Below are 22,482 nucleotides of genomic sequence, written 5' to 3' on the forward strand. Positions count from 1 at the left end.
ACAAGCGGAAGTAGCTCAGTCGGTAGAGCATTAGCCTTCCAAGCTAAGGGTCGCGGGTTCGAATCTCGTCTTCCGCTCTTTTAATAAGAGACAAACAAACAACAATTAAAAACGCTTACAACCCATGGCAAAAGAAAAATTCGACCGGTCGAAACCGCACGTCAATATCGGTACCATCGGTCACGTAGACCACGGTAAGACCACCTTGACCGCAGCGATTACCACCGTTCTCGCCAAGAAAGGTTTGTCCGAACTCCGTTCGTTCGACTCGATCGACAACGCTCCCGAAGAAAAAGAACGCGGGATCACCATCAACACCTCGCACGTAGAATACTCGACCGCCAACCGCCACTACGCACACGTAGACTGCCCCGGCCACGCCGACTACGTGAAGAACATGGTAACCGGTGCCGCACAGATGGACGGCGCCATCCTGGTTGTAGCAGCGACCGACGGTCCGATGCCCCAGACCAACGAACACGTACTGCTCGCCCGTCAGGTGAACGTACCCCGTATCGTCGTCTTCCTGAACAAATGCGACATGGTCGACGACCCCGAAATGCTCGACCTCGTCGAACTCGAAGTACGCGACCTGCTCAGCAAATACGAATTCGACGGCGACAACACCCCGATCATCCGCGGTTCTGCCCTCGGCGGCTTGAACGGCGAAGCACAGTGGGAAGAAAAAATCATGGAACTCATGGATGCGGTGGATACCTACATTCCGATTCCGCCGCGTGAAAACGAAAAACCCTTCCTGATGCCCGTCGAAGACGTCTTCTCGATCACCGGTCGTGGTACCGTATTGACCGGGCGTATCGAAACCGGCGTTATCCACGTAGGTGACGAAGTCGAAATCGTCGGCTTGGGCGAAAAAGCCAAGAAATCGGTATGTACCGGCGTCGAAATGTTCCGCAAACTCCTCGACGAAGGGGAAGCAGGGGACAACGTCGGGCTGCTGATGCGCGGTATCGACAAGAAAGAAGTGAAACGCGGTATGGTCGTTGCCAAACCGGGTTCGATCACCCCGCACACCAAATTCAAAGCAGAGGTCTATATCCTGAAGAAAGAAGAAGGTGGGCGTCACACCCCGTTCCACAACAAATACCGTCCGCAGTTCTACCTCCGTACCTTGGACGTGACCGGTGAAGTACAGCTCCCGGACGGCGTTGAAATGGTCATGCCGGGCGACAACGTCACCATCACCGTGGAACTCATCTACCCGGTAGCTATCAACGTAGGTCTGCGTTTCGCCATCCGCGAAGGCGGCCGTACCGTGGGTGCAGGGCAGATCACCGAAATCATCGCCTAACCAGTTATCCCGTAAGGGATGCCATACACCATGAGGCGGTGCCCACCGCGCCGCCTCATTTTTACAGGGGTGTAGTTCAAGGGCAGAATAGCGGTCTCCAAAACCGTTGATGGGAGTTCGAATCTCTCCACCCCTGCCACCCGGCCGGTACCACTCGCGCAGTTTCGCCGCCGGAAACATATTCACACATGAAAAAAATTTACCTCACCCTCTGCGCCGCTTTCGTTCTGGCCCTCGGACTCCTCACCGAATCCGCCGAAGCCAGACGCGCCACCATCCTGTACGGCAACGGGCCGGAATTCCAGAAAATGTACGACCTGCCCGACTCCGTTACCCTGGATAACGGCCATACCTTGCAGTTCGGCGTCGGCTTCGAACAATTCTCCTTGTTCTACGTCCCCATCTGGAACTACGGCGAACGCCAGTACGCCGTTTATGACGCAGCCGACAAAACCATCTACACCCTGGACGACGAAGACATCGATGGATTCGCCACCGAATACGGCTGGGACCTGCCGAAAGACCCGAAACTCTCCTTCTGGAACCGCATCGGCGGGAAACTCATCCTCCTGCTCGTGATCGCCGCCATCGGCGGATACTACTGGTGGAAACAGAACCAGGACGACACCACGGAAGAACCGGTGCCTGCCTCTACGGCTGATACGGAAGAGTAATATAGTATACTACAAAGAGACCACATACCCATTCGGACGAGGAGCACACCACTCCTCTCCCGTTTTTAATGGAACCCCGATTATGAAATCCACCTACTTCAAAGAAGCATACAACGAACTCGTCCACAAAGTCACCTGGCCTACTTGGAGCTCCCTCCAGAACAGCGCCATCGTCGTCATGATCGCCTCCCTGATCCTGGCCCTCGTGATCCTCGCCATGGACATCAGCTTCGAAACCATTATGAAAGGCATATACAGCATTTTGTATTAGCCCCGTAATTTACCCCCCTTCCGGCGCGATCCCCATCGCCCCCACAGCAAGTAGGTTTTCAGAATATTAGTACACGCGGAATGAGCAACGGAGAAAAACCCGCCCTGGAATGGTACGTCATACGCGCCATCGGCGGTAAAGAGAAAAAAGTCAAGGAATATCTCGAATCCGAGATCCGCACCTTGCACCTGGAAGACTCCATCGCCCAAGTGCTTATTCCCACCGAAAAAGTATATCAAGTACGCAACGGGAAGAAAATCACCAAAGAACGCATTTCCTATCCCGGCTACGTCTTGGTACAAGCCGCCCTCGTGGGCGAAATACCGCATATCTTGAGAAACGCCCCGAACGTACTCGGCTTTTTGAGCGACACCAAAGAATCCACCCTGCAAGCCACCCCTCTCAGGCCGCAGGAAGTCAGTCGGATTCTGGGTCGGGTGGACGAGCTCGCCACGCAAGAGGAAGAAAACGAAACCCCTTACGTGGAAGGCGAATCCGTCAAGGTGATCGACGGACCCTTTGCTTCCTTCGTCGGCACCATCGAAAAAGTCGACAACGAACGGAAAAAACTCCACGTTTCCGTCAAGATATTCGGGCGTAAGACTCCGATGGAACTGAGTTTTATGCAAGTAGAAAAAGAGTAATCACACGATTTTTTAGACACGCACTATGGCCAAAGAAGTTGCAGGTTTCATCAAACTGCAAATCAAAGGTGGCGCGGCGAACCCCTCGCCGCCCGTAGGCCCCGCCTTGGGTTCCAAGGGGGTCAATATCATGGAGTTCTGCAAGCAATTCAACGCAAAGACGCAGGACAAAGCAGGCAAAGTACTGCCCGTGGTCATTACCGTTTACAGCGACAAGTCCTTCGACTTCATCGTCAAACAACCCCCCGTCGCCGTCCAGCTCAAAGAAGCCGCTAAGATTCAGTCGGGTTCAGCAGAACCCAACCGGAAAAAAGTCGCCTCCGTGACCTGGGAACAGATCCAGACCATCGCCAAAGAGAAGATGGAAGACATGAATTGCTTCACCGTCGAATCCGCCATGCGGATGGTCGCAGGTACCGCCCGCAGTATGGGGATCAGCGTCACCGGTGAATTTCCGACAAACAACTAACCGAGGAGAGGAGACCACACCCTATGAAACTGACCAAAAATAGAAAAGCCGTCCTCGCCAAAGTAGAACCCGGAAAAGTTCACAAAGTAGACGAAGCAGCGGCACTGCTCAAAGATATCACCTTCACCAAATTCGACGCCTCCGTCGACATCGACGTCCGTCTCGGCGTCGACCCCCGGAAAGCCAACCAAATGGTTCGCGGCGTCGTCACCTTGCCCCATGGGACAGGTAAAACCGTTCGCGTACTCGTACTCTGCACCCCCGACAAAGAAGCCGAAGCCAGTGCAGCAGGCGCAGATTTTGTCGGCCTCGACGAATACGTAGAGAAAATCAAGGGAGGGTGGACCGATGTCGACGTGATTATCTGTACCCCGAACGTCATGGCCAAAGTCGGCGCCTTGGGCCGCGTGCTCGGCCCCCGAGGCCTCATGCCCAACCCCAAGACCGGTACCGTAACCATGGAAGTCGGCAAAGCAGTCGAAGAAGTCAAAGCCGGGAAAATCGACTTCAAAGTCGATAAATTCGGGATCGTGCACACCTCTATCGGGAAAGTCTCTTTCGAAGCCAAACAGATCGAAGACAACGCCAAAGAGTTCCTGCGCACCATCCTGAAACTCAAACCCGCAGCAGCCAAAGGGACCTACGTGAAGAGCATCTACCTCTCCACCACCATGAGCCCCGGTTTGCAGATCGACCCGAAATCCGTAGACTAATCGACTAACCACAAGAAACTGAGAGATGAGAAAGGAACAAAAATCCGAAGTAATCAAGAGTTTAGCCGATCAGCTCGGAACCTATACCCACTTCTACCTCGCCGACATCTCCGGCATGAATGCCGAGCAAACCGCAGCCTTGCGTCGCTCCTGCTTCGAAAAGGAGATCAAACTGATCGTCGTCAAGAACACCCTGCTCGGCAAAGCCTTGGAACAGACCGGCAAAGCAGACCAGGAACTGGTAGGCGTTTTGGAAGGATCTACCTCCATTATGTTCTCCAACACCGGGAACGCACCCGCCAAACTGATCCAAGCATTCCGCAAAGACAAAGGCGGCGATAAGCCCATGCTCAAAGCGGCTTATGTCGACGAATGCGTCTATATGGGCGAAGCATCGCTCGAAGCGCTCGTCAACATCAAATCCCGCGAAGAACTCATCGGCGACGTTATCAGCCTGCTTCAATCCCCGGCCAAGAACGTTATCTCGGCCCTGCAAGGATCAGCCGGCGGCAAAATCTCCGGGCTCGTCAAAGCCTTGGAGAACCGGGCACAGTAATCGGCATCGGCGGCCATGCTGCGGCGTCGTAGCCAGAGTCGCCTGATACCTCAAAAACCGAAAACCCGTTTGTAACCCCGAGAAGAGGGGCGCGACACCGAGTAGACCCACGACAACCGTGACAGGTTCCACCCGTCGGAGAGACCCTCCGCACCCACGCGTGAAACCGGGCGTCCGGGCCCAAAGGTAGCGGTAACATCCCTCGGAAGGAGACAAACAAGCCAATTAATAACCATTCAAACCAATACCCAAGATGGCAGACATCAAAGCACTGGCAGAATCGCTGGTAAACCTGACCGTTAAAGAAGTCAACGAACTCGCAACCATCCTCAAAGACGAATACGGGATCGAACCGGCCGCAGCAGCAGTCGCAGTAGCAGCACCGGCCGCAGGCGGCGAAGCAGGCGGCGCAGCAGAAAAGAGCTCGTTCGACGTGATCCTCAAATCCGGCGGCCAGGCTAAATTGCAGGTAGTGAAAGTGGTGAAAGAACTCACCGGTCTCGGCCTGAAAGAAGCAAAAGACCTCGTAGACGGCGCACCGAAAGCAGTGAAAGAAGGCGTTTCGAAAGAAGAAGCCGAATCCCTGAAAGCACAGCTCGAAGAAGCAGGCGCAGAAGTCGAACTGAAGTAAGACGCTTCCCATCTTTCCGGGATACCCACTCGGCTTTCACCCTAACGCGCTGAAAACCACCATCCCGGGAATCATGAACGGTGTAAGGCTCACCTCGCGTGGGCTTTGCACCTTTTTCTGGTTTTTGAAAGCGCCTCCTTCCGCGCCCTCAAACACCACCCGCCGAAGCCGCCCCTCGGACGGCCCTCAGCACAAGGAAATAACAGACCCACAAGAGTAGGGGAGCAGAGTTGTCCGCCTCGCAGGCTAAAGGCGACCCGGACAAGAAACACCCCCTCCTCCTCCGGAACGGTCTGCTTACTCCCGTTCTCTTCATCGTTCATTTTTTATACCCCTTCCTTGTGTTGGAGTGAACTGTTCTTTTTCTGAAGAACCGAGCGGCGTTACTTGAGCAGAGACCGCTTGCGGGCTATGCCGAGTTAGCGCGAGGAAGCTTTCGGGCAAAAAGAACCAAAAAACTTCAGAGCGCATCCCTGCGGGATGCTCTGGCCGTGTCTGTCCGGTAGGTTGGGCTGGATTTTCGGCGAGCGCGCTAATAATGGGCGAGAACCCCACGCGCGCCTCGCCTGAAAATCTTAGCCCAACGAACGAGGCGGAGATAACCCGTGGTCGTCCCTGTGGGACGACCTCTGCAAAAGTTCTTTGGGTACCTTTCTTTCAAGAAAGGTACGGTTCCGTCCGGCACAAAGAATGGCGTGTAAAAAGCGAGTGAAAGAGACAGGAGAAAAAAGTTCTGGAACCTAGATTTAGCGCTGTTCAACACATTACTCATTCGTAAAAAGCGAACATGCCGACGAAAGCCACCCCCAGCGGGACTCAATCGCACCCGCAACGCATCAGCTTCGCCTCCTCCGATCTCCGGATGGCCTATCCCGACTTTTTGGAGGTACAGCTGAAATCCTTCAAAGATTTCTTTCAGCTCGAGACCACAGCCGAGAACCGGCTCGACGAAGGGTTGTACAAAGTGTTCATGGAGAACTTCCCCATCACCGACACCCGCAACAACTTCGTCCTCGAATTCATCGACTACTATATCGACCCCCCGAGATACTCCATCGACGAGTGTCTGGAGCGCGGCCTGACCTACAGCGTGCCCTTGAAGGCCAAGCTGAAGTTGTACTGTACCGACCCGGAGCATGAGGATTTCGACCCCGTGATCCAGGACGTCTACTTCGGCGCCGTGCCCTATATGACCCCGCGCGGGACATTCGTGATCAATGGGGCCGAGCGCGTGATCGTATCGCAGCTCCACCGCTCCCCCGGCGTATTCTTCGGTCAGAGCATGCACTCGAATGGGACGAAGCTGTACAGTGCGCGTATTATTCCGTTCAAAGGCTCCTGGATCGAGTTCGCGACCGACATCAATAACGTGATGTACGCCTACATCGACCGGAAGAAGAAGCTGCCCGTCACGACCCTGTTGCGCGCCATCGGCTTCGAGAGCGATCGGCAGATCCTCGAAATTTTCGGTCTCGCCGACGAAATCAAAGTCAATAAAGCCAACCTGAAAAAGGCAGTCGGTCGGAAACTGGCCGCACGGGTTTTGAAATCGTGGACAGAAGACTTCGTCGACGAAGACACCGGCGAAGTCGTATCCATCGAGCGGAACGAGATCATCATCGACCGCGAGACCGTGCTGGCCGAAGAGCACATCGACGACATTCTCGAGTCGGGCGAGAAGACCCTCCTCTTGCACAAAGAGATGGCCTCTGCCAACGACTACTCCATCGTCTACAACACCTTGCAGAAAGACCCCTGCAACTCGGAAAAAGAAGCCGTGGTGTATATTTACAGACAGCTTCGCAACTCCGAGCCGCCGGACGAGGCTACCGCCCGGGACGTCATCGACAAACTCTTCTTCTCCGACAAGCGGTACGACCTGGGCGATGTCGGCCGGTTCCGGATCAACAAGAAACTGAACCTCGACATCCCGAGCGAAGTGAAGGTCTTGACCCGCGAGGACATGATCGCCATCATCAAGTACCTCATCCAGCTGATCAACTCCAAGACCGACGTCGACGACATCGACCACCTCTCCAATCGACGGGTGAGAACCGTCGGCGAGCAGCTCGCCAATCAGTTCAGCGTCGGTTTTGCCCGGATGGCCAGAACCATCCGCGAACGGATGAACGTGCGGGATAACGAAGTGTTTACCCCCGTGGACTTGATCAACGCCAAGACCCTGTCCTCTGTGATCAACTCCTTCTTCGGCACCAACCAGCTCAGCCAGTTCATGGATCAGACCAACCCCCTGGCCGAATTGACCCATAAGCGGCGTTTGTCAGCTTTGGGGCCGGGCGGTCTGTCGCGGGAACGGGCGGGTTTTGAAGTGCGCGACGTGCACTATACCCACTACGGTCGGTTGTGCCCGATCGAAACCCCGGAAGGGCCGAACATCGGGTTGATCTCATCCCTGTGCGTGTTCGCCAAGATCAGCGACATGGGCTTCATCGAGACCCCGTATCGGACAGTGGAAGGCGGAAAAGTCGATACCGACAACTCGCACATCAAATTCTATAGCGCCGAGGAAGAAGAAGGGCTCGTGATCGCTCAGGCCGAGGCTACCGTAGCGAACGACGGGACACTGACCGACGAGCAGATTAAAGCCAGACTCGACGGGGACTTCCCCGTGGTGAGTCCGGATCAGGTGCAGCTTATGGACGTCGCTCCCAACCAGATCGCCTCCATTGCCGCATCGTTGATTCCCTTCCTCGAACACGACGACGCCAACCGAGCCTTGATGGGATCGAACATGATGCGCCAGGCCGTGCCGCTCTTGCGGTCAGAAGCGCCTATCGTCGGGACGGGCCTCGAAGGGGCAGTGGTGGGGGACAGCCGTACCCAGGTTGTTGCGGAACGCGACGGCGAGATCGTGCATTCGGACTCGACCGAAATCCACATCAAGTACGACCGGACAGAAGACGAGAAATTCGTTTCGTTCGATCCGGAAGTGACCGTATACAAGCTGCCCAAGTATCGGAAGACCAACCAGAGCACCTCGATCACCTTGAAGCCGATGGTTCGGAAAGGCGAGCGCGTTGTGGCCGGTCAGATATTGACACAGGGCTACTCTACGGAAAAGGGAGAATTGGCTTTGGGGCGGAACCTCAAGGTCGCTTTCATGCCGTGGCAGGGGTATAACTTCGAAGACGCGATCGTCATCTCCGAGCGGATGATGCGCGAAGATATCTTCACCTCCGTGCACGTCGACGAGTATATTATGGAAGTGCGCGACACCAAGCGCGGGGTGGAAGAGCTTACCAGCGACATTCCGAACGTCAGCGAAGATGCGACGCGCGACCTGGACGAAAACGGCGTGATCCGCATCGGCGCCAATGTCAAGCCCGGCGATATCCTCATCGGTAAGATCACGCCGAAAGGCGAATCCGACCCGAGTCCGGAAGAAAAGCTCCTGCGGGCGATTTTTGGGGACAAGGCAGGCGACGTGAAAGACGCTTCGTTGAAAGCACAGCCGTCCTTGTTCGGGGTCGTTGTAGACAAGAAACTCTTCTCCCGCGCCGGGAAAGAGACCACCGGCAAAAAGGGGAAACCCAGCGAAAAAGCCCAGATCGAACGCGCCGAAGAGAACTTCAACAAAGAAGTCGCGGCGCTGCGCGAGATACTCGTCTCCAAACTCTGGTCGCTCGTCAACGGCAAGACCTCGACCGGCGTGCACGACTACTTCGGCATGGAAGTGATCGACAAAGGGAACAAGTTCACGCAGAAAGCTTTGCAGGAACTCGACTACCTGAACATCAACCCGACGAAGTGGACCTCCGACAAAGATAAGAACGAACTGATCAAAGCCCTGATCAACAACTTCATTATCAAATACAAGGAGCTCGACGCACACCTCAAACGCGAGAAATACAACATCACCAACGGCGACGAACTTCCCGCCGGGATTATCCAGCTCGCCAAAGTCTACATCGCCAAGAAACGCAAACTGCGCGTCGGGGATAAGATGGCCGGCCGGCACGGTAACAAAGGGATCGTGGCCAAGGTGGTGCGCGACGAGGATATGCCCTTCCTCGCCGACGGTACCATCGTGGATATCGTGCTGAACCCGCTGGGTGTGCCGAGCCGTATGAACCTCGGGCAGATCTACGAAACCGTGCTCGGATGGGCAGGGCGCGAGCTGGGGGTTAAATTCGCCACCCCGATCTTCGACGGCGCGACGCTGGACGAAATCAACGAGTATGCCGAAAAAGCAGGCATTCCTCACTCCGGCCGGACCTATCTTTACGACGGCGGGACAGGCGAAATGTTCCACCAGCCGGCTACCGTAGGGGTTATCTATATGCTGAAACTCGGCCACATGGTCGACGACAAGATGCACGCCCGTTCGATCGGCCCGTACTCGCTCATCACCCAGCAGCCGCTGGGCGGTAAAGCTCAGTTCGGGGGCCAGCGTTTCGGAGAGATGGAAGTCTGGGCCCTCGAAGCATTCGGGGCGGCTAATATCCTCCAGGAAATCCTGACCATCAAGTCGGACGACGTCGTGGGCCGCGCCAAAGCATACGAAGCGATCGTCAAAGGCGACAACATGCCTCAGCCGGGCATCCCGGAGGCCATGAACGTCCTCCTGCACGAACTCACCGGCCTCGGCCTGAATGTCAAACTCGAATAATCACTCTTTGGTCGAGTAGTTTTTGTTCTTTCGTTTTTTGAACCGTACGGAACTGTTCTTATTGTGACCCCACGAAGAACCGTCATCGGATGCGTCAGCATCCGTGAAAGTTTTTTTGGTTCTTTTTGTTCACAAAAAGAACAGCCCGCCCGGCTTGAGGGCAGTTCCAGCTCGACCGCGCGCCACGCCTTAACAGGAAATACACCGTTTCAACGCTCGTTGAAACGGATGAATTTCCCAGGCGCGCGGACAAAGCAGTTACCCGAAAGCAGGTTCAACGTTGTAGAATAACCGCAGGTTATGCAATATTACCCTCCGGTTTCACAGCCCGAAGAACAACAGATACACGCAAGAGAATGATGGATTAGACAGTTTAAACAAGACGAAGACATGGCATATAATAATAAAGAAACGAAAGCCCCCGGGAACTACCAGAAGATCACCATCTCCCTGGCCTCCCCCGAGCAGATTTTGGAGAAATCCAGCGGCGAAGTACTGAAGCCCGAGACCATCAACTACCGGACCTACAAGCCCGAGCGCGACGGCTTGTTTTGCGAACGCATTTTCGGCCCCGTGAAAGACTACGAGTGCCACTGCGGCAAATACAAACGCATTCGGTATAAAGGGATCGTCTGCGACCGCTGCGGCGTCGAAGTGACCGAGAAGAAAGTGCGCCGCGAGCGGATGGGACACATCCAATTGGTCGTGCCCGTGGCCCATATCTGGTACTTCCGGAGCCTGCCGAATAAGATCGGCTACCTCCTCGGGATACCGACCAAGAAACTGGACATGATCATCTATTACGAACGGTACATCGTGATCCAGAAAGGCGCCGCAGAAAATGTGGAAGAAGGCGATTTGCTCACCGAGAAAGAGTACCTCGACATCCTCGACACCCTGCCCAAAGGGAACCGCGCCTTGGAAGACAGCGACCCCAATAAATTCATCGCCATGATGGGCGCCGAAGCCTTGGAACTCATGCTGCAACGCATCGACCTCGACGAACTGTCATACTCCCTGCGGCATAAAGCATCGACCGAGACCTCCCAGCAGCGGAAGAGCGAAGCCTTGAAGCGGTTGAACGTGGTGGAAGCATTCCGCGCCAGCCGGGAAGTGAACAAGCCCGAGTGGATGGTCATGCGCGTCATACCCGTGATTCCGCCGGAACTGCGGCCGCTCGTGCCGCTCGACGGGGGCCGGTTTGCCACGAGCGACTTGAATGACCTCTATCGGCGTGTGATTATCCGGAACAACCGGTTGAAACGCCTGATCGAGATCAAAGCCCCCGAAGTTATCTTGCGGAACGAGAAACGCATGTTGCAGGAAGCGGTGGACAGCCTGTTCGACAATTCACGCAAGTCGAATGCCGTGAAAACCGAGTCCAACCGGCCCTTGAAATCGCTCTCCGACAGTTTGAAAGGGAAACAGGGTCGTTTCCGTCAGAACCTGCTCGGGAAACGCGTGGACTATTCCGCCCGTTCCGTGATCGTCGTCGGGCCGGAGCTGAAGATGCACGAGATGGGGATTCCCAAGGACATGGCCGCGGAGTTGTACAAACCTTTCGTCGTGCGGAAACTCATCGAACGCGGGATTGTCAAGACCGTTAAGAGCGCCAAGAAGATCATCGACCGCAAAGATCCTGTCATCTGGGACATCCTCGAAAACGTCATCAAAGGGCATCCGGTTTTGATGAACCGTGCTCCTACCTTGCACCGCTTGGGGATTCAGGCCTTCCAGCCGAAATTGATCGAAGGGAAAGCCTTGCAGCTGCACCCGCTGGCATGTACCGCATTTAATGCCGACTTCGACGGCGACCAGATGGCCGTTCACCTGCCCTTGGGGAATGCCGCCATTTTGGAAGCCCAGCTCTTGATGCTCGGGTCGCACAATATTCTCAACCCCGCCAATGGAGCGCCGATCACCGTGCCCTCTCAGGACATGGTCTTGGGGCTTTATTACATCACCAAACCGCGGAAGGGCGTTAAAGGCGAGGGACTGGTATTCTACTCGGCCGAAGAGGCGATTATCGCGCACAACGAGGGACGCGTGGACTTGCACGCCGAGGTGAAACTGCGGCTCGGGCCGGGGAACATCATCGACACCACCGTCGGGCGGATCATCTTCAACCAGGTGGTTCCGAAGCAGGTCGGGTACATCAACATGCTCCTGACCAAGAAATCGCTTCGGGACATTATCGGCGACGTGATGAAACAGTGCGGCGCCGCCGTTACGGCAAACTTCCTGGACGACATCAAGGCCCTCGGGTACAAGATGGCATTCCGGGGCGGCTTGAGCTTTAATCTGGACGCCGTCATTATCCCGAAAGAGAAAGAAGCCCTCGTGCAGGACGGTTACGACCAGGTCGCCGAAGTGATGGAGAACTACAACATGGGGTTCATTACCAATAATGAACGGTACAACCAGATCATCGACATCTGGACGCACACCAACTCCAAGTTGACCCACACCGTGCTGAAGCAGCTGACCGAAGACGATCAGGGCTTCAACCCGGTTTACATGATGCTTGACTCCGGAGCCCGTGGTTCCAAAGAGCAGATTCGTCAGCTCTCCGGGATGCGTGGTTTGATGGCCAAGCCGCAGAAATCCACCGCCGAAGCGGCGCAGATTATCGAGAACCCGATCCTTTCGAACTTCAAGGAAGGGTTGAGCGTCCTCGAATACTTCATCTCGACCCACGGTGCGCGTAAAGGGTTGGCCGATACCGCATTGAAGACCGCCGACGCCGGTTATTTGACCCGTCGGTTGGTCGACGTGGCGCAGGACGTCATTATTAATGAAGAAGACTGCGGCACCTTGCGCGGGTTGCAGGCGACGGCGATTAAGCGGAACGAAGAGGTGGTGCAGTCGCTGTACGAACGGATTCTCGGGCGGACATCCGTGCACGACATCTATAACCCGCTCAATAACCAGCTGATCGTCAAAGCCGGAGAAGAGATTACCGAAGAGATCGCCAAAGCCATCGAAGACTCCCCGGTCGAGATGGTCGAAATCCGCTCCGTGCTCACCTGCGAATCGCGGAAAGGCGTGTGCGCCAAGTGCTATGGGCGCAATTTGGCTACCGGCCGTATGGTGCAGAAAGGAGAAGTCGTTGGGGTTATTGCCGCCCAGTCCATCGGTGAACCTGGTACCCAGCTGACCCTCCGTACCTTCCACGTCGGGGGGGTTGCCGGCGGTTCGGCAGCCGACAACAAGATCGTGGCCAGATACGACGGGCACATCGAGATCGACGAACTCCGCATGGTCGAACGCAAAGACGATACCGGCCGGAAAGTCTATATGGTCATTAGCCGATTGGCCGATTTGCGGATCGTAGATAACAATACCGGAGCGACGTTGTATAACGCCAACCTGCCGTATGGGGCTACCCTGTATGTGAATACCGGCGATAAGGTATCTAAAGGGGATTTGCTCTGCGAATGGGATCCCTACAACGCCGTTATTATCTCCGAATTCGGCGGTAAAGTGACCTTCGACAGCGTGATCGAGAACGTCACCTATCGCGAAGAATCCGATGAAACCACCGGTTACCGCGAGAAAGTGATTATCGAATCGCGCGACAAGACCAAGAACCCGATCATCCGGATTCTCGACAAGAACGGCGACGAACAGAAGCAGTACAACTTGCCGGTGGGCGCCCATATCGTCGTCAAGGAGAACGCCAAAGTGAATGCCGGGGATATCCTCATCAAGATTCCGCGTGCTGTCGGTAAGGCCGGCGACATCACCGGGGGTCTCCCCCGCGTGACCGAGCTCTTCGAAGCCCGGAACCCCAGCAACCCGGCCGTCGTGTCGGAAATCGACGGGGAGGTTTCGTTCGGGAAGATCAAGCGCGGGAACCGCGAGATCGTCGTCACCTCGCGCACCGGCGAAGTGAAGAAATACCTCGTGCCGCTCTCCAGACAGATCCTGGTGCAGGAGAACGACTATATCCGCGCCGGCATGCCGCTGTCCGACGGAGCCATTACTCCGGACGATATCTTGTCGATCCAGGGGCCGACCAAAGTGCAGGAGTACATCGTCAACGAGATTCAGGAAGTCTACCGCATGCAGGGCGTGAAGATCAACGACAAACACTTCGAGATCATCGTCCGCCAGATGATGAACAAAGTGCGCATCGAAGACCCGGGAGACACCCGCTTCCTGCCCGAACAGATCGTCGACAAATGGGACTTCATGGAAGAGAACGACGACATCTACGAAAAGAAAGTCGTTACCGACGCCGGAGACTCCGCGACCTTGCGTGCCGGCCAGATCATCACCCTGCGCCAGCTTCGCGACGAGAACTCCATGCTGCGTCGCAAGGACATGACAGAGGTGCAAGTGCGCGACGCCGTGCCGGCAACTTCGGATCAGGTGTTGCAGGGGATTACCCGCGCCGCCTTGCAGACCAGCAGCTTCATGTCCGCCGCCTCGTTCCAGGAGACCACCAAAGTCTTGAACGAAGCAGCGATCAACGCCAAAGTCGACCCGCTCGAAAAGCTCAAGGAGAACGTGATCTGCGGTCACCTGATTCCGGCCGGTACAGGGACTCGTCAGTTCCAGGACCTGATCGTCGGGCCCAAGGACGCCGTAGCCACAGCCGCGGAAGCTGCACAAGACGGCTTGGCCGTTGAGGCATAGACGCGTGTAAAGCCATTACACGGCGCGGAGTGTATCTCCGCGCCGTGTTTATCGCTTAGCACCATCCACCAGGCCTCCTCCCGCTTGTCAACAGCAGAGGAGACCAGGTTATAAAACAATGCCGGGGGCTTTCCTACATTGTAGGAAAGCCCCCGGCATTGTTTTGTGTCCTCCCTCCCTCCCTCCCTCCCTCCCTCTCCGTTTCTAAGGTGCGCACATCCCGCTTGAGTCCAGCGGAACCCCATCGCGCGGAAGGAAAATTGGGCCGAAGCTGCCTTGGGGAAGAGACTGCCAGCAAAACGCCCCCTCTCCCCGTTTATTCCGAGAGGCAACGCAACTGAAGACCGTAAGCACGGTAGTGCACGCTGTTGGGGTTGAGACCCTGCGTGTTGAAACTCAAGTCCAGATCACGGTAATAGTCGCCCGAATCGACGAACGAGGACGACCAGCTGTATCCATCGTGGCCGACGTTGTGCAGCACCCCCAATTCTCCATAGCCCGAGTCGCGGAAGCCCGGGGCGGGCCCGAAAAGGTACCAAAAGGTACCAAAAGGCCCGAAAAGGCCCCGGAAAGTTTCCGAAACCCCTGTCCCCGCTTCGCATGGAGCCCCTCCCGGGGCGATCACTCCGCCCGGAACTCCAGCCGCGCCCCCCGGACAGCATCGTTGATCCGCCCCGCGTTGTAGACATGCGCCCCGTTGACGAACGTGTGGCGCACCCGCGCCGAGAACTCCACCCCCTCGAACGGCGACCAGCCGCATTTGTAGTGAATCCGCTCCTCCGCCGTCCCCTCCGTTCCGCGAACTACTCTCCAAGGTGCCTTCAGATCCACGATCGCGATGTCCGCGAAATAGCCCTTCCGCAGGAAACCCCGCTCCCGAATCCGGAACAGCCGCGCCGGAGCATGACACATCCGCTCCACCACCTGCGGCACCGTAAAAATCCCCTCCCCGGCCAGCGTCAGCATCGCCGGCAGCGAGTGCTGCACCAGCGGCCCCCCCGACGGAGCCTCGAGATACGGGCGCTGCTTTTCGCTCAGCAAGTGCGGCGCATGATCCGTCGCCACCACATCCGTCCGTCCGCTCCGCACCGCCGCCCGTAACGCCTCCCGATCCGCGATCGACTTCACCGCCGGATTCCACTTGATCCGCGTCCCCCGCTCCGCATAGTCCCCCGCCGCGAACCACAGGTGATGCACACACACCTCGTTCGTGATCCGCTTCTCCTCCAGCGGTTTACCCGCCTCGAACAGCTCCAGCTCCCGCGCCGTGCTCAGGTGCAGCACATGGAGCCGCCCTCCGTATCGGTGCGCCAGCTCCACCGCATGCGCCGTCGAACGGTAGCACGCCTCCGCACTCCGGATGAAAGGGTGCATCGCCACCGGAATCTCCCCGCCGAACGCCGTCGTGGCCGCCGCCAGATTGGCCCTGACCGTCGCCTCGTCTTCGCAGTGTGTCGCCACGAGCGTCGGCGACAGCCGGAAGATATCCCCCAGCGTCTGCTCGTTGTCCACCAGCATGTTTCCCGTCGACGAGCCCATAAAGACCTTCACCCCGCAGTTTCGCGCCGGATCGAGCCGCTCCACCTCCGCCAGGTTGTCGTTCGTCGCCCCTAAGTAGAACGAGTAGTTGACCGCCGAGACCTCCGCCGCCCGGGCATACTTCTCCTCCAGGAGGTCGATCGTCACCGCCGCCGGCCGCGTGTTCGGCATCTCCATGTAAGAGGTCACCCCGCCCGCCGCCGCCGCGCGCGACTCGGAGAAGATATCCGCCTTCTCCGTCAGCCCCGGCTCCCGGAAATGCACCTGATCGTCGATCACCCCCGGCATCACCAGCGCCCCTGCCGCATCCAGCACCTCCGTCGCACCGTCCCGCACCGCCGCCGGACACTCCGTCCCCCGTCCGATGTCCGCAATCCGCTCCCCCTCGATCGCCAGCCACCCCTCGAAAAGCTCCCCCTCGTTGCAAATCCGCGCGTTCGTAATGAGTATCATAGTCTTGTGTGTAAAATCGAAGATCGAGAATTTAGAAAGCCCGCCCCACCACATAGTCCGCATAGGCCGTCAACGCCCGTCGCACCGGCGATTCCGGATACGCCTCCAGCAGCCCCACCGCCTCCGCATGGTACCGCCCCATCACCCCCGCCGCATAGGCCGGTCCGTCGCTCTGCGCCACGAAATCCCGCAGCCACGCCACCGACGCGCTCCGTTCCCCCGCCCGCCGCAAGTGCTTCAAGGCCTGCCGCCGCGTCGAAGCCGGGACACCCTCCAGCGCCCGGATCAGCGGCAGCGTCATCTTCCGCTCCCGCAGGTCGTTGCAGAGCACCTTCCCCGTCTTCAGCGGATCGCCGTTGGCCGCGAAGCCGAAGTCGAGCAGGTCGTCCTGAATCTGGAACGCCAGCCCCAGCAGCTCGCCGAAGCGGTACATCTTCCGCACCCCCTCCGCCTCCGGATCGTCGCCGCAGGCCGCCAGCGCGCCGCACTCCGCCGCTGCCGCCAGCAGGGCCGCCGTCTTGTGACGGATGATCTCCGTGTAGACCGCCTCCGTCGTGTCCATCCGCCGGGCATGCTCCATCTGCATCAGCTCGCCGTCCACCAGCAGCTCGATCGCCCGCGTCGTCGCCCGCATCGCCCCGAAACAGCCCGCCCTCGCCGCCTGTCCCAGCCCCTTCGAGAAGAGGTAGTCGCCCGTCAGCACCGCCGATTTCGACCGCAGGAGCGCCCCCGGCGTCCACTCGCCCCGCCGCACGTACGCCTCGTCGATCACGTCGTCGTGCACCAGCGTCGACCAGTGGATCATCTCGATCAGCACCGCCCCCGCCAGTGCCTTCGGGTCTCCGGCCTCGCCGTGCAGGGCCGCCGCCAGCAGCGTCAGCAGCGGCCGCATCTGCTTCCCTCCGCTCCGCAGAATGTCGCGTGTGATGGGCCGCATGAACGGCTCTTCCGACCGCGTGGCCGCGTCGAGCCGCTCGCGGAACGCCTCGAAAGCGGCCGCTACGGGAGCGATGATTTCGTCTAAGTGCGCCATGTTTGCGTGTGGGTTTTCTTCGTGCAGTCAGGGTATGGTATGGGCGGGCAGCGGAGGGGAGCGCTCACTCCCAAGCCCGGGTGTCGATGGCGATGGTCACCGGCCCGTCGTTGGTGAGTGCGACCTGCATGTCCGCCCCGAACCGCCCCGTGGCCACCGGCCGCCCCAACTCCTCCCGAAGCCGTTCGACGAAGAACCGGTAGAGCGGTTCCGCCTCCTCCGGCCGTGCCGCCGCGACGAACGACGGTCGATTCCCCTTCCGGGTCGCCGCGTAGAGCGTGAACTGGCTCACCACCAGCGTCTCTCCGCCCGTGTCGAGCAGCGATCGGTTCATGGCCAGCGCCTCGTCGGCGAAGATGCGCAGCCGCGCGATCTTCGCCGCCAGCCGCTCCGCCTCTTCGCGGGTGTCGCCCGTCGTGATGCCGAGCAGGATCAGCAGCCCGGCTCCGATCTGTGCAATCGGCGTGCCGTCCACCGTGACGGAAGCGTTGGCGACTCGTTGTATCAGGGCTCGCATGGGAAGGAAAAGGCCTCGTCTCCCGAGGCCGAATGGTTAGGATTCGATAATGACCAACTCGACTTCCAACATCGAAGCGAGGCTGGAGATGAATTCCAGGTAGCGCATGTCGGTATTCGGCGACAGCGTCCCGATACAGATCTTCTTCGGATGCATGGCGTCGATACAGTCTTCGATGGCCGCCCGCACGAGGCGCATCCCCTCGACCGAGAAGACCGAGTGGCCGAACGCTTCGGTAAAGGGTTTGTTCTCGTGCAGCAGCTCCAGCGTCGGTATCACCTCAATGCGGCTGCGTTTGGCCGTCGCGGCCAGCTGTTCCAGCTGTCGGGTGTTGTAGTATCCGTCCGTCGAGTAGAGCCGGTCGGTCAGTCTGGCCGCCTCTAACGACGGGCACTGCATCCGCCACTTGTCAGTGCTCACCAACATGAGGTAGACTTCGCCCGACTTGGTGCTGAGCTGTTTCAGGACGGTCTCCAGCTCGTCCACCGACCGCATGGCGGTCGCCGCGTCCGCCACGGCTTCGCGTTTGGGTTGCGGCTGGTGTTGCACGCCCCAGTCCACCCGTGTCCCTGCGGGAAAATAGCGCCGTCCCGCCTCGTCCTGTTCGAGCATTCCCTGCAACGCGGCGATGGCGTTTTGCAGAGCCGTCTCGGTGGTGAAAGCGACCGTCACCCGCTTGGCTTTCACTTCGATCTGCCAGGCGTCGCTCCCCTTGGCTCCCGGCACCGAGGCGACTTTCACGAACGAGATCCGGTTCCGGGCCTTATGGAATGCGTTGGATGCGGCCACCCCTTCCGATCGCAGCCATTTGGCCATTTCGGTCGAGACGCTGCGGTGTTCGAAGTCGGTGGAGATGAAGACGGTGTTGTCGAGTCGGAATTTCTGGGCGCCGAACAGCGCGAGGAAGCGGCCTTTCTTGGGTTGGGCATCGGCCGCGAGGATCGTTCCCGCCAGCACCAGCAGGCAGCCGACCCGCCGGAGCAGGCGTTGCGTTCCGGAAAAAAGGTCGATTATCTTGCTCGGGGAATTCATTTTCCAAAGATAAGGAAAATTTCCGCTATCTTTAACGTCTTATCCAGAAGCAGTACAGGGATGAAAAAGGTAGTCATTCTTCCGACTTATAACGAGATCGAGAATATCGGACCGATGATCGAGCGTGTTTTCGGCCTGCCGGAGCCGTTCGACCTGCTGGTGATCGACGACGGTTCGCCGGACGGAACGGCCGGGGCGGTGCGCGAGGCGATGGAGCGGGAGGAGTATGCCGGCCGGATCCACCTGATCGAACGGGCGGGGAAACAGGGGCTGGGGACGGCCTATATCGCCGGTTTCCGGTGGGCTCTGGAGCGGGGCTACGATTATGTGTTCGAGATGGATTGTGACTTTTCGCACGATCCGGCGGATTTGATCCGGCTTTGGCGGGCTTGTGCGGACGAGGGAGCGGACATGGCGATCGGCTCCCGGTATGTGACGGGGGTGAATGTCATTAACTGGCCGATCGGGCGGGTGATTATGTCTTACTATGCTTCGGCTTATGTGCGGCGGGTGTTGGGGATGCCGGTTCGAGATTGTACGGCGGGGTTCGTCTGTTTTCGGGCGGAGGTGCTGCGGGCGATCGATTTTGACCGGATCCGGATGCGGGGGTACGGGTTCCAGATCGAGATGAAGTATTCGGCGTGGAAGCTGAGTTTCCGGATCGTGGAGGTGCCGATTATTTTTACGGATCGGACTCGGGGGAGCTCGAAGATGAGCAGCGGGATTTTCGGCGAGGCATTCTGGGGGGTTCTGAAGATGCGTTTCCGCCGTATCCGGCGGGCGGACAGAGAACCGGGGGTAAAGGCTGTTTTGTGATTTGGGCCGAGGCATAGCTGCATTCGCCGGCGGATGAATGCCCGGACAAACAGAATCGGCGCACTTCCCTAAAGATTTCCTAAAGAGAGGAGCGCGCCGATGGCATGTGCGGGTCGTAGAGTCCTTCTACGGTTGTAACGAGAGCTTCGGTGCGTAGCACCGCATCAGAATCGGTTCCGGCAGCCGGGCGTTCGGATCCAACTGATCGGCCTCGGGCCGGATCGCCTTGGTAGCCGCCGCCGGACGCGGAATCAGCGGGCTGTATTGCATCACGAAATTGATTCGGGCCAACTGATCCGCCGTAATCTGAGTCCGATAACCGAAGTAGTAATCCATTACGTTGGTCGAAATAACGGGGCCGGAACCAGCTTTGCAAGGTTGACGCTCGAACGGATGGTAAGGCAGCTCGCTGATCGTGCTTTGGCCCGTCAGCCAAGGCTGAATATCGGTCATATAAGCAGTCCGGTTGTATTTCGGCGTGTCTTCGCATCCGTCGTCGCTGGCGTTGTCCGGATCGGAACAGCCGTTCCGGGTCTCGTCGAAGGCGTGGTGCAGACCTAAATAGTGGCCCATTTCGTGGCACAAGGTAAGCATCCCTTCGTCGGAAATCCACGTGTATTGGTCTTCGGGATCGATTCCCGCTTCCGGTTGAAACTTACGGTTGTTCAATGCGATGCCGTGCATGTAGTTGGGCAGCCGGTGGAAATAGGATTCGCCGGGTGCGCTGGCTTCGTTGCCCCTCAGGCCGAACAGCGTGTGCGTCGTGGTGCAGTAAGGCAGGAACGAAATCCCCGTTACGTCGCTTTCGTCGTTCGCTCCGCCGGTTTGCAGAAAACTGAAGAGCCAGATGTTCACGTAGTAGTTCGGGTTCCAGAAGATATCCTGGTTACGCTGACTCTGCGAGTTGCTGTACAGAAAGTTTTCGGCGCTCATGTTGGCGGAGCCGGAGTAGACGACGCGATGGATCCCCGGTGTGACGAGCGGTTTGCCGTTCGGGTCGTGGGTGGCGGCCACGAAGGTCAGACCGACCTTCTGACTCGGCACGCCGGGCAGTGTCCGGTCGGTGAAGAGGGTGGAGGAGTAGAATTTGTTCAGCTCCGCGAGCCGGCGTTGGATGACGGCGTCGGAGGGGTATTGTTCCGGATCGGCCGAGTTCTCGTACAGCACGTGGAAGACGACGGGGATGGTTCCGGCGACGATTTCCGGCAGGGCGGGATTCGGCGGGGTGGGCGATGACGACGAACTCTTTTGGCAGCCGACCAGAATCGCCGGCAGGAGTGCGAGCGCGAAGAGTAGGCGTTTTTTCATGGGGAGAGGCGGGTTTCTATTAAACGTTTGTAAAAATACGGTTTTTCCCGGACTATGCGATGGCCGACATCGGTTTCGGTCGCTGTCCGAACGGGAGATATACAAAAACGAGGCCGTTCCTGTTACTCGAACAGGAACGGCCTCGTTTTTTGCGGAGTTTGATTTTCTTTGGCGAAGAAAATCAAACGGTTAGTCTTTCAACTTGGCGCACAGAAATTCGCGGTTCAACCGGGCGATGTGTGCGATCGATATCCCTTTCGGACATTCCGCTTCGCAGGCGCCGGTGTTGGTACACCCGCCGAAGCCGAGTTCGTCCATCTTGGCGACCATGGCTTTGGCGCGCCGTGCGGCTTCGACTTTCCCCTGGGGCAGCAAGGCAAGCGAGCTCACCCGGGCAGCCACGAAGAGCATGGCAGACCCGTTCTTGCAAGTGGCCACGCAGGCGCCGCACCCGATGCAAGCGGCGGCGTCCATCGATTCGTCGGCGTCTTTCTTCGGAATCGGGATCGCATTGGCATCCGGCACGCCGCCGGTGTTCACGGAGATATACCCTCCGGCCTGCAAAATCTTGTCATAGGCGGACCGGTCGACCACCAGGTCTTTCACCACCGGGAAGGCGCGAGAACGCCACGGCTCGATGGTAATGGTATCCCCGTCTTTGAATTTCCGCATGTGGAGCTGGCAGGTGGTGATGTCGTCGTCGGGGCCGTGGGCGCGACCGTCGATGAACAGGGAGCACATCCCGCAGATCCCTTCCCGACAGTCGTGGTCGAAGGCGATGGGCTCTTTCCCGGCGTGGATCAGGTCGTTGTTCAGGATGTCGAGCATCTCCAAAAAGGAACTACCCTCGGATACGTTCTCTACGTGGTATTCCTCAAAACGACCTTTGTCATGGGCGTCTTTCTGACGCCATATCTTCAATTTCAAATTCATAACAAGCTGATCTTATTTTTTAAATCAATTCTTTGCTGTCTTTATGCCGGATAGAACCGTACCTTTCTTGAAAGAAAGGTACCCAAAGAACTTTTGCAGAGGTCGTCCCGGTGGGACGACCACGGGTTTTCTCCGCCTTGTGTCGTTGGGCTGTGATTTTCAGGCGAGGCGCGCATGGGGTTCTATGCCCATTATTAGCGCGCCCACCGAAAATCCAGCCCAACCAATCGGGCAGACACGGCCAGAGCATCCCGTAGGGATGCGCTCTGAAGTTTTTTTGGTTCTTTTTGTTCACAAAAAGAACAGTACC

The 22,482-nt window shown here is 57.8% G+C and carries 19 protein-coding genes and 2 tRNA genes; 13 read left to right on the forward strand and 8 right to left on the reverse strand.

The annotated features are described in order from the left end of the window. Positions 1–4: 4 nt before the first annotated feature. The 12 genes from Q9S52_RS07910 (at position 5) to rpoC (ending at position 14,541) form a co-directional block, all read left to right on the forward strand. Positions 5–77: transfer RNA gene (locus Q9S52_RS07910), tRNA-Gly, on the forward strand. Positions 78–124: 47 nt separating this feature from the next. Next, positions 125–1,312: an elongation factor Tu gene (tuf, locus tag Q9S52_RS07915; RefSeq protein WP_294592399.1), complete on the forward strand. Its 1,188-nt coding sequence runs from the start codon at positions 125–127 to the stop codon at positions 1,310–1,312. 65 nt (positions 1,313–1,377) lie between these two features. Continuing rightward, positions 1,378–1,451: transfer RNA gene (locus Q9S52_RS07920), tRNA-Trp, on the forward strand. 49 nt (positions 1,452–1,500) lie between these two features. Continuing rightward, positions 1,501–1,986, forward strand: a complete 486-nt coding sequence (locus tag Q9S52_RS07925; RefSeq protein ID WP_300828466.1) for a hypothetical protein — start codon at positions 1,501–1,503, stop codon at positions 1,984–1,986. 82 nt (positions 1,987–2,068) lie between these two features. Beyond that, positions 2,069–2,257, forward strand: coding sequence for a preprotein translocase subunit SecE (gene secE, locus Q9S52_RS07930; RefSeq protein ID WP_294592393.1), 189 nt, complete (start codon positions 2,069–2,071; stop codon positions 2,255–2,257). A gap of 80 nt (positions 2,258–2,337) precedes the next feature. Further along, positions 2,338–2,901, forward strand: coding sequence for a transcription termination/antitermination protein NusG (gene nusG / locus Q9S52_RS07935; RefSeq protein ID WP_304708734.1), 564 nt, complete (start codon positions 2,338–2,340; stop codon positions 2,899–2,901). A gap of 25 nt (positions 2,902–2,926) precedes the next feature. Further along, positions 2,927–3,370 (forward strand): 50S ribosomal protein L11, encoded by a 444-nt coding sequence (gene rplK / locus Q9S52_RS07940; RefSeq protein WP_294592387.1) that lies wholly within the window; start codon positions 2,927–2,929, stop codon positions 3,368–3,370. Between the two features lie 23 nt (positions 3,371–3,393). Beyond that, complete coding sequence (gene rplA / locus Q9S52_RS07945) at positions 3,394–4,083, forward strand: 50S ribosomal protein L1 (RefSeq protein ID WP_294592384.1); 690 nt, start codon at positions 3,394–3,396, stop codon at positions 4,081–4,083. A gap of 25 nt (positions 4,084–4,108) precedes the next feature. After that, positions 4,109–4,639 carry a 50S ribosomal protein L10 gene (gene rplJ / locus Q9S52_RS07950; protein ID WP_297625421.1) on the forward strand — a complete coding sequence of 177 codons (531 nt, stop codon included), beginning with the start codon at positions 4,109–4,111 and terminating at the stop codon, positions 4,637–4,639. 253 nt (positions 4,640–4,892) lie between these two features. Further along, positions 4,893–5,270: a 50S ribosomal protein L7/L12 gene (gene rplL / locus Q9S52_RS07955; RefSeq protein WP_294592379.1), complete on the forward strand. Its 378-nt coding sequence runs from the start codon at positions 4,893–4,895 to the stop codon at positions 5,268–5,270. An 862-nt stretch (positions 5,271–6,132) separates the two neighbouring features. Next, positions 6,133–9,900: a DNA-directed RNA polymerase subunit beta gene (rpoB, locus tag Q9S52_RS07960; protein ID WP_370455886.1), complete on the forward strand. Its 3,768-nt coding sequence runs from the start codon at positions 6,133–6,135 to the stop codon at positions 9,898–9,900. Between the two features lie 390 nt (positions 9,901–10,290). After that, on the forward strand, positions 10,291–14,541 hold the full coding sequence (gene rpoC / locus Q9S52_RS07965; RefSeq protein ID WP_297625415.1) for a DNA-directed RNA polymerase subunit beta': 4,251 nt from the start codon (positions 10,291–10,293) through the stop codon (positions 14,539–14,541). Positions 14,542–14,857: 316 nt separating this feature from the next. On the opposite strand, the gene Q9S52_RS07970 is transcribed toward rpoC, so the two are convergent. The 5 genes from Q9S52_RS07970 to Q9S52_RS07990 all read right to left on the reverse strand — a co-directional run bounded on the left by Q9S52_RS07970 (position 14,858) and on the right by Q9S52_RS07990 (position 19,115). Further along, positions 14,858–15,022, reverse strand: coding sequence for a hypothetical protein (locus Q9S52_RS07970; RefSeq protein ID WP_304708210.1), 165 nt, complete (start codon positions 15,020–15,022; stop codon positions 14,858–14,860). 140 nt (positions 15,023–15,162) lie between these two features. Further along, positions 15,163–16,533 (reverse strand): dihydroorotase, encoded by a 1,371-nt coding sequence (locus tag Q9S52_RS07975; protein ID WP_304708735.1) that lies wholly within the window; start codon positions 16,531–16,533, stop codon positions 15,163–15,165. 31 nt (positions 16,534–16,564) lie between these two features. After that, a complete protein-coding gene (locus Q9S52_RS07980) occupies positions 16,565–17,566 on the reverse strand; it encodes a polyprenyl synthetase family protein (protein ID WP_294592359.1) in 1,002 nt (333 codons plus the stop codon). Between the two features lie 64 nt (positions 17,567–17,630). Continuing rightward, entirely contained in the window at positions 17,631–18,083 is a 453-nt protein-coding gene (gene dtd, locus Q9S52_RS07985) for a D-aminoacyl-tRNA deacylase (protein ID WP_300726505.1), read from the reverse strand. A gap of 36 nt (positions 18,084–18,119) precedes the next feature. After that, on the reverse strand, positions 18,120–19,115 hold the full coding sequence (locus Q9S52_RS07990; RefSeq protein ID WP_297830115.1) for a hypothetical protein: 996 nt from the start codon (positions 19,113–19,115) through the stop codon (positions 18,120–18,122). Between the two features lie 60 nt (positions 19,116–19,175). Here Q9S52_RS07990 and Q9S52_RS07995 point away from each other — a divergent pair, with 60 nt between their 5' ends. Next, the gene (locus Q9S52_RS07995; protein ID WP_304708736.1) at positions 19,176–19,931 is read left to right on the forward strand and encodes a polyprenol monophosphomannose synthase; all 756 of its coding nucleotides are present in this window, start codon (positions 19,176–19,178) and stop codon (positions 19,929–19,931) included. Positions 19,932–20,057: 126 nt separating this feature from the next. Here Q9S52_RS07995 and Q9S52_RS08000 read toward each other — a convergent pair whose 3' ends face one another. The 3 genes from Q9S52_RS08000 to Q9S52_RS08010 all read right to left on the reverse strand — a co-directional run. Further along, the gene (locus tag Q9S52_RS08000) at positions 20,058–21,239 is read right to left on the reverse strand and encodes a M43 family zinc metalloprotease (RefSeq protein WP_304708737.1); all 1,182 of its coding nucleotides are present in this window, start codon (positions 21,237–21,239) and stop codon (positions 20,058–20,060) included. A gap of 189 nt (positions 21,240–21,428) precedes the next feature. Next, positions 21,429–22,172, reverse strand: coding sequence for a succinate dehydrogenase/fumarate reductase iron-sulfur subunit (locus Q9S52_RS08005; RefSeq protein WP_294593598.1), 744 nt, complete (start codon positions 22,170–22,172; stop codon positions 21,429–21,431). Positions 22,173–22,191: 19 nt separating this feature from the next. Next, positions 22,192–22,482, reverse strand: a 291-nt coding sequence (locus tag Q9S52_RS08010) for a hypothetical protein (protein WP_304708738.1), incomplete at its 5' end; no start/stop codon positions are given.

The sequence above is a fragment of the uncultured Rikenella sp. genome (genome assembly GCF_948810725.1).
Lineage (GTDB): Bacteria > Bacteroidota > Bacteroidia > Bacteroidales > Rikenellaceae > Rikenella.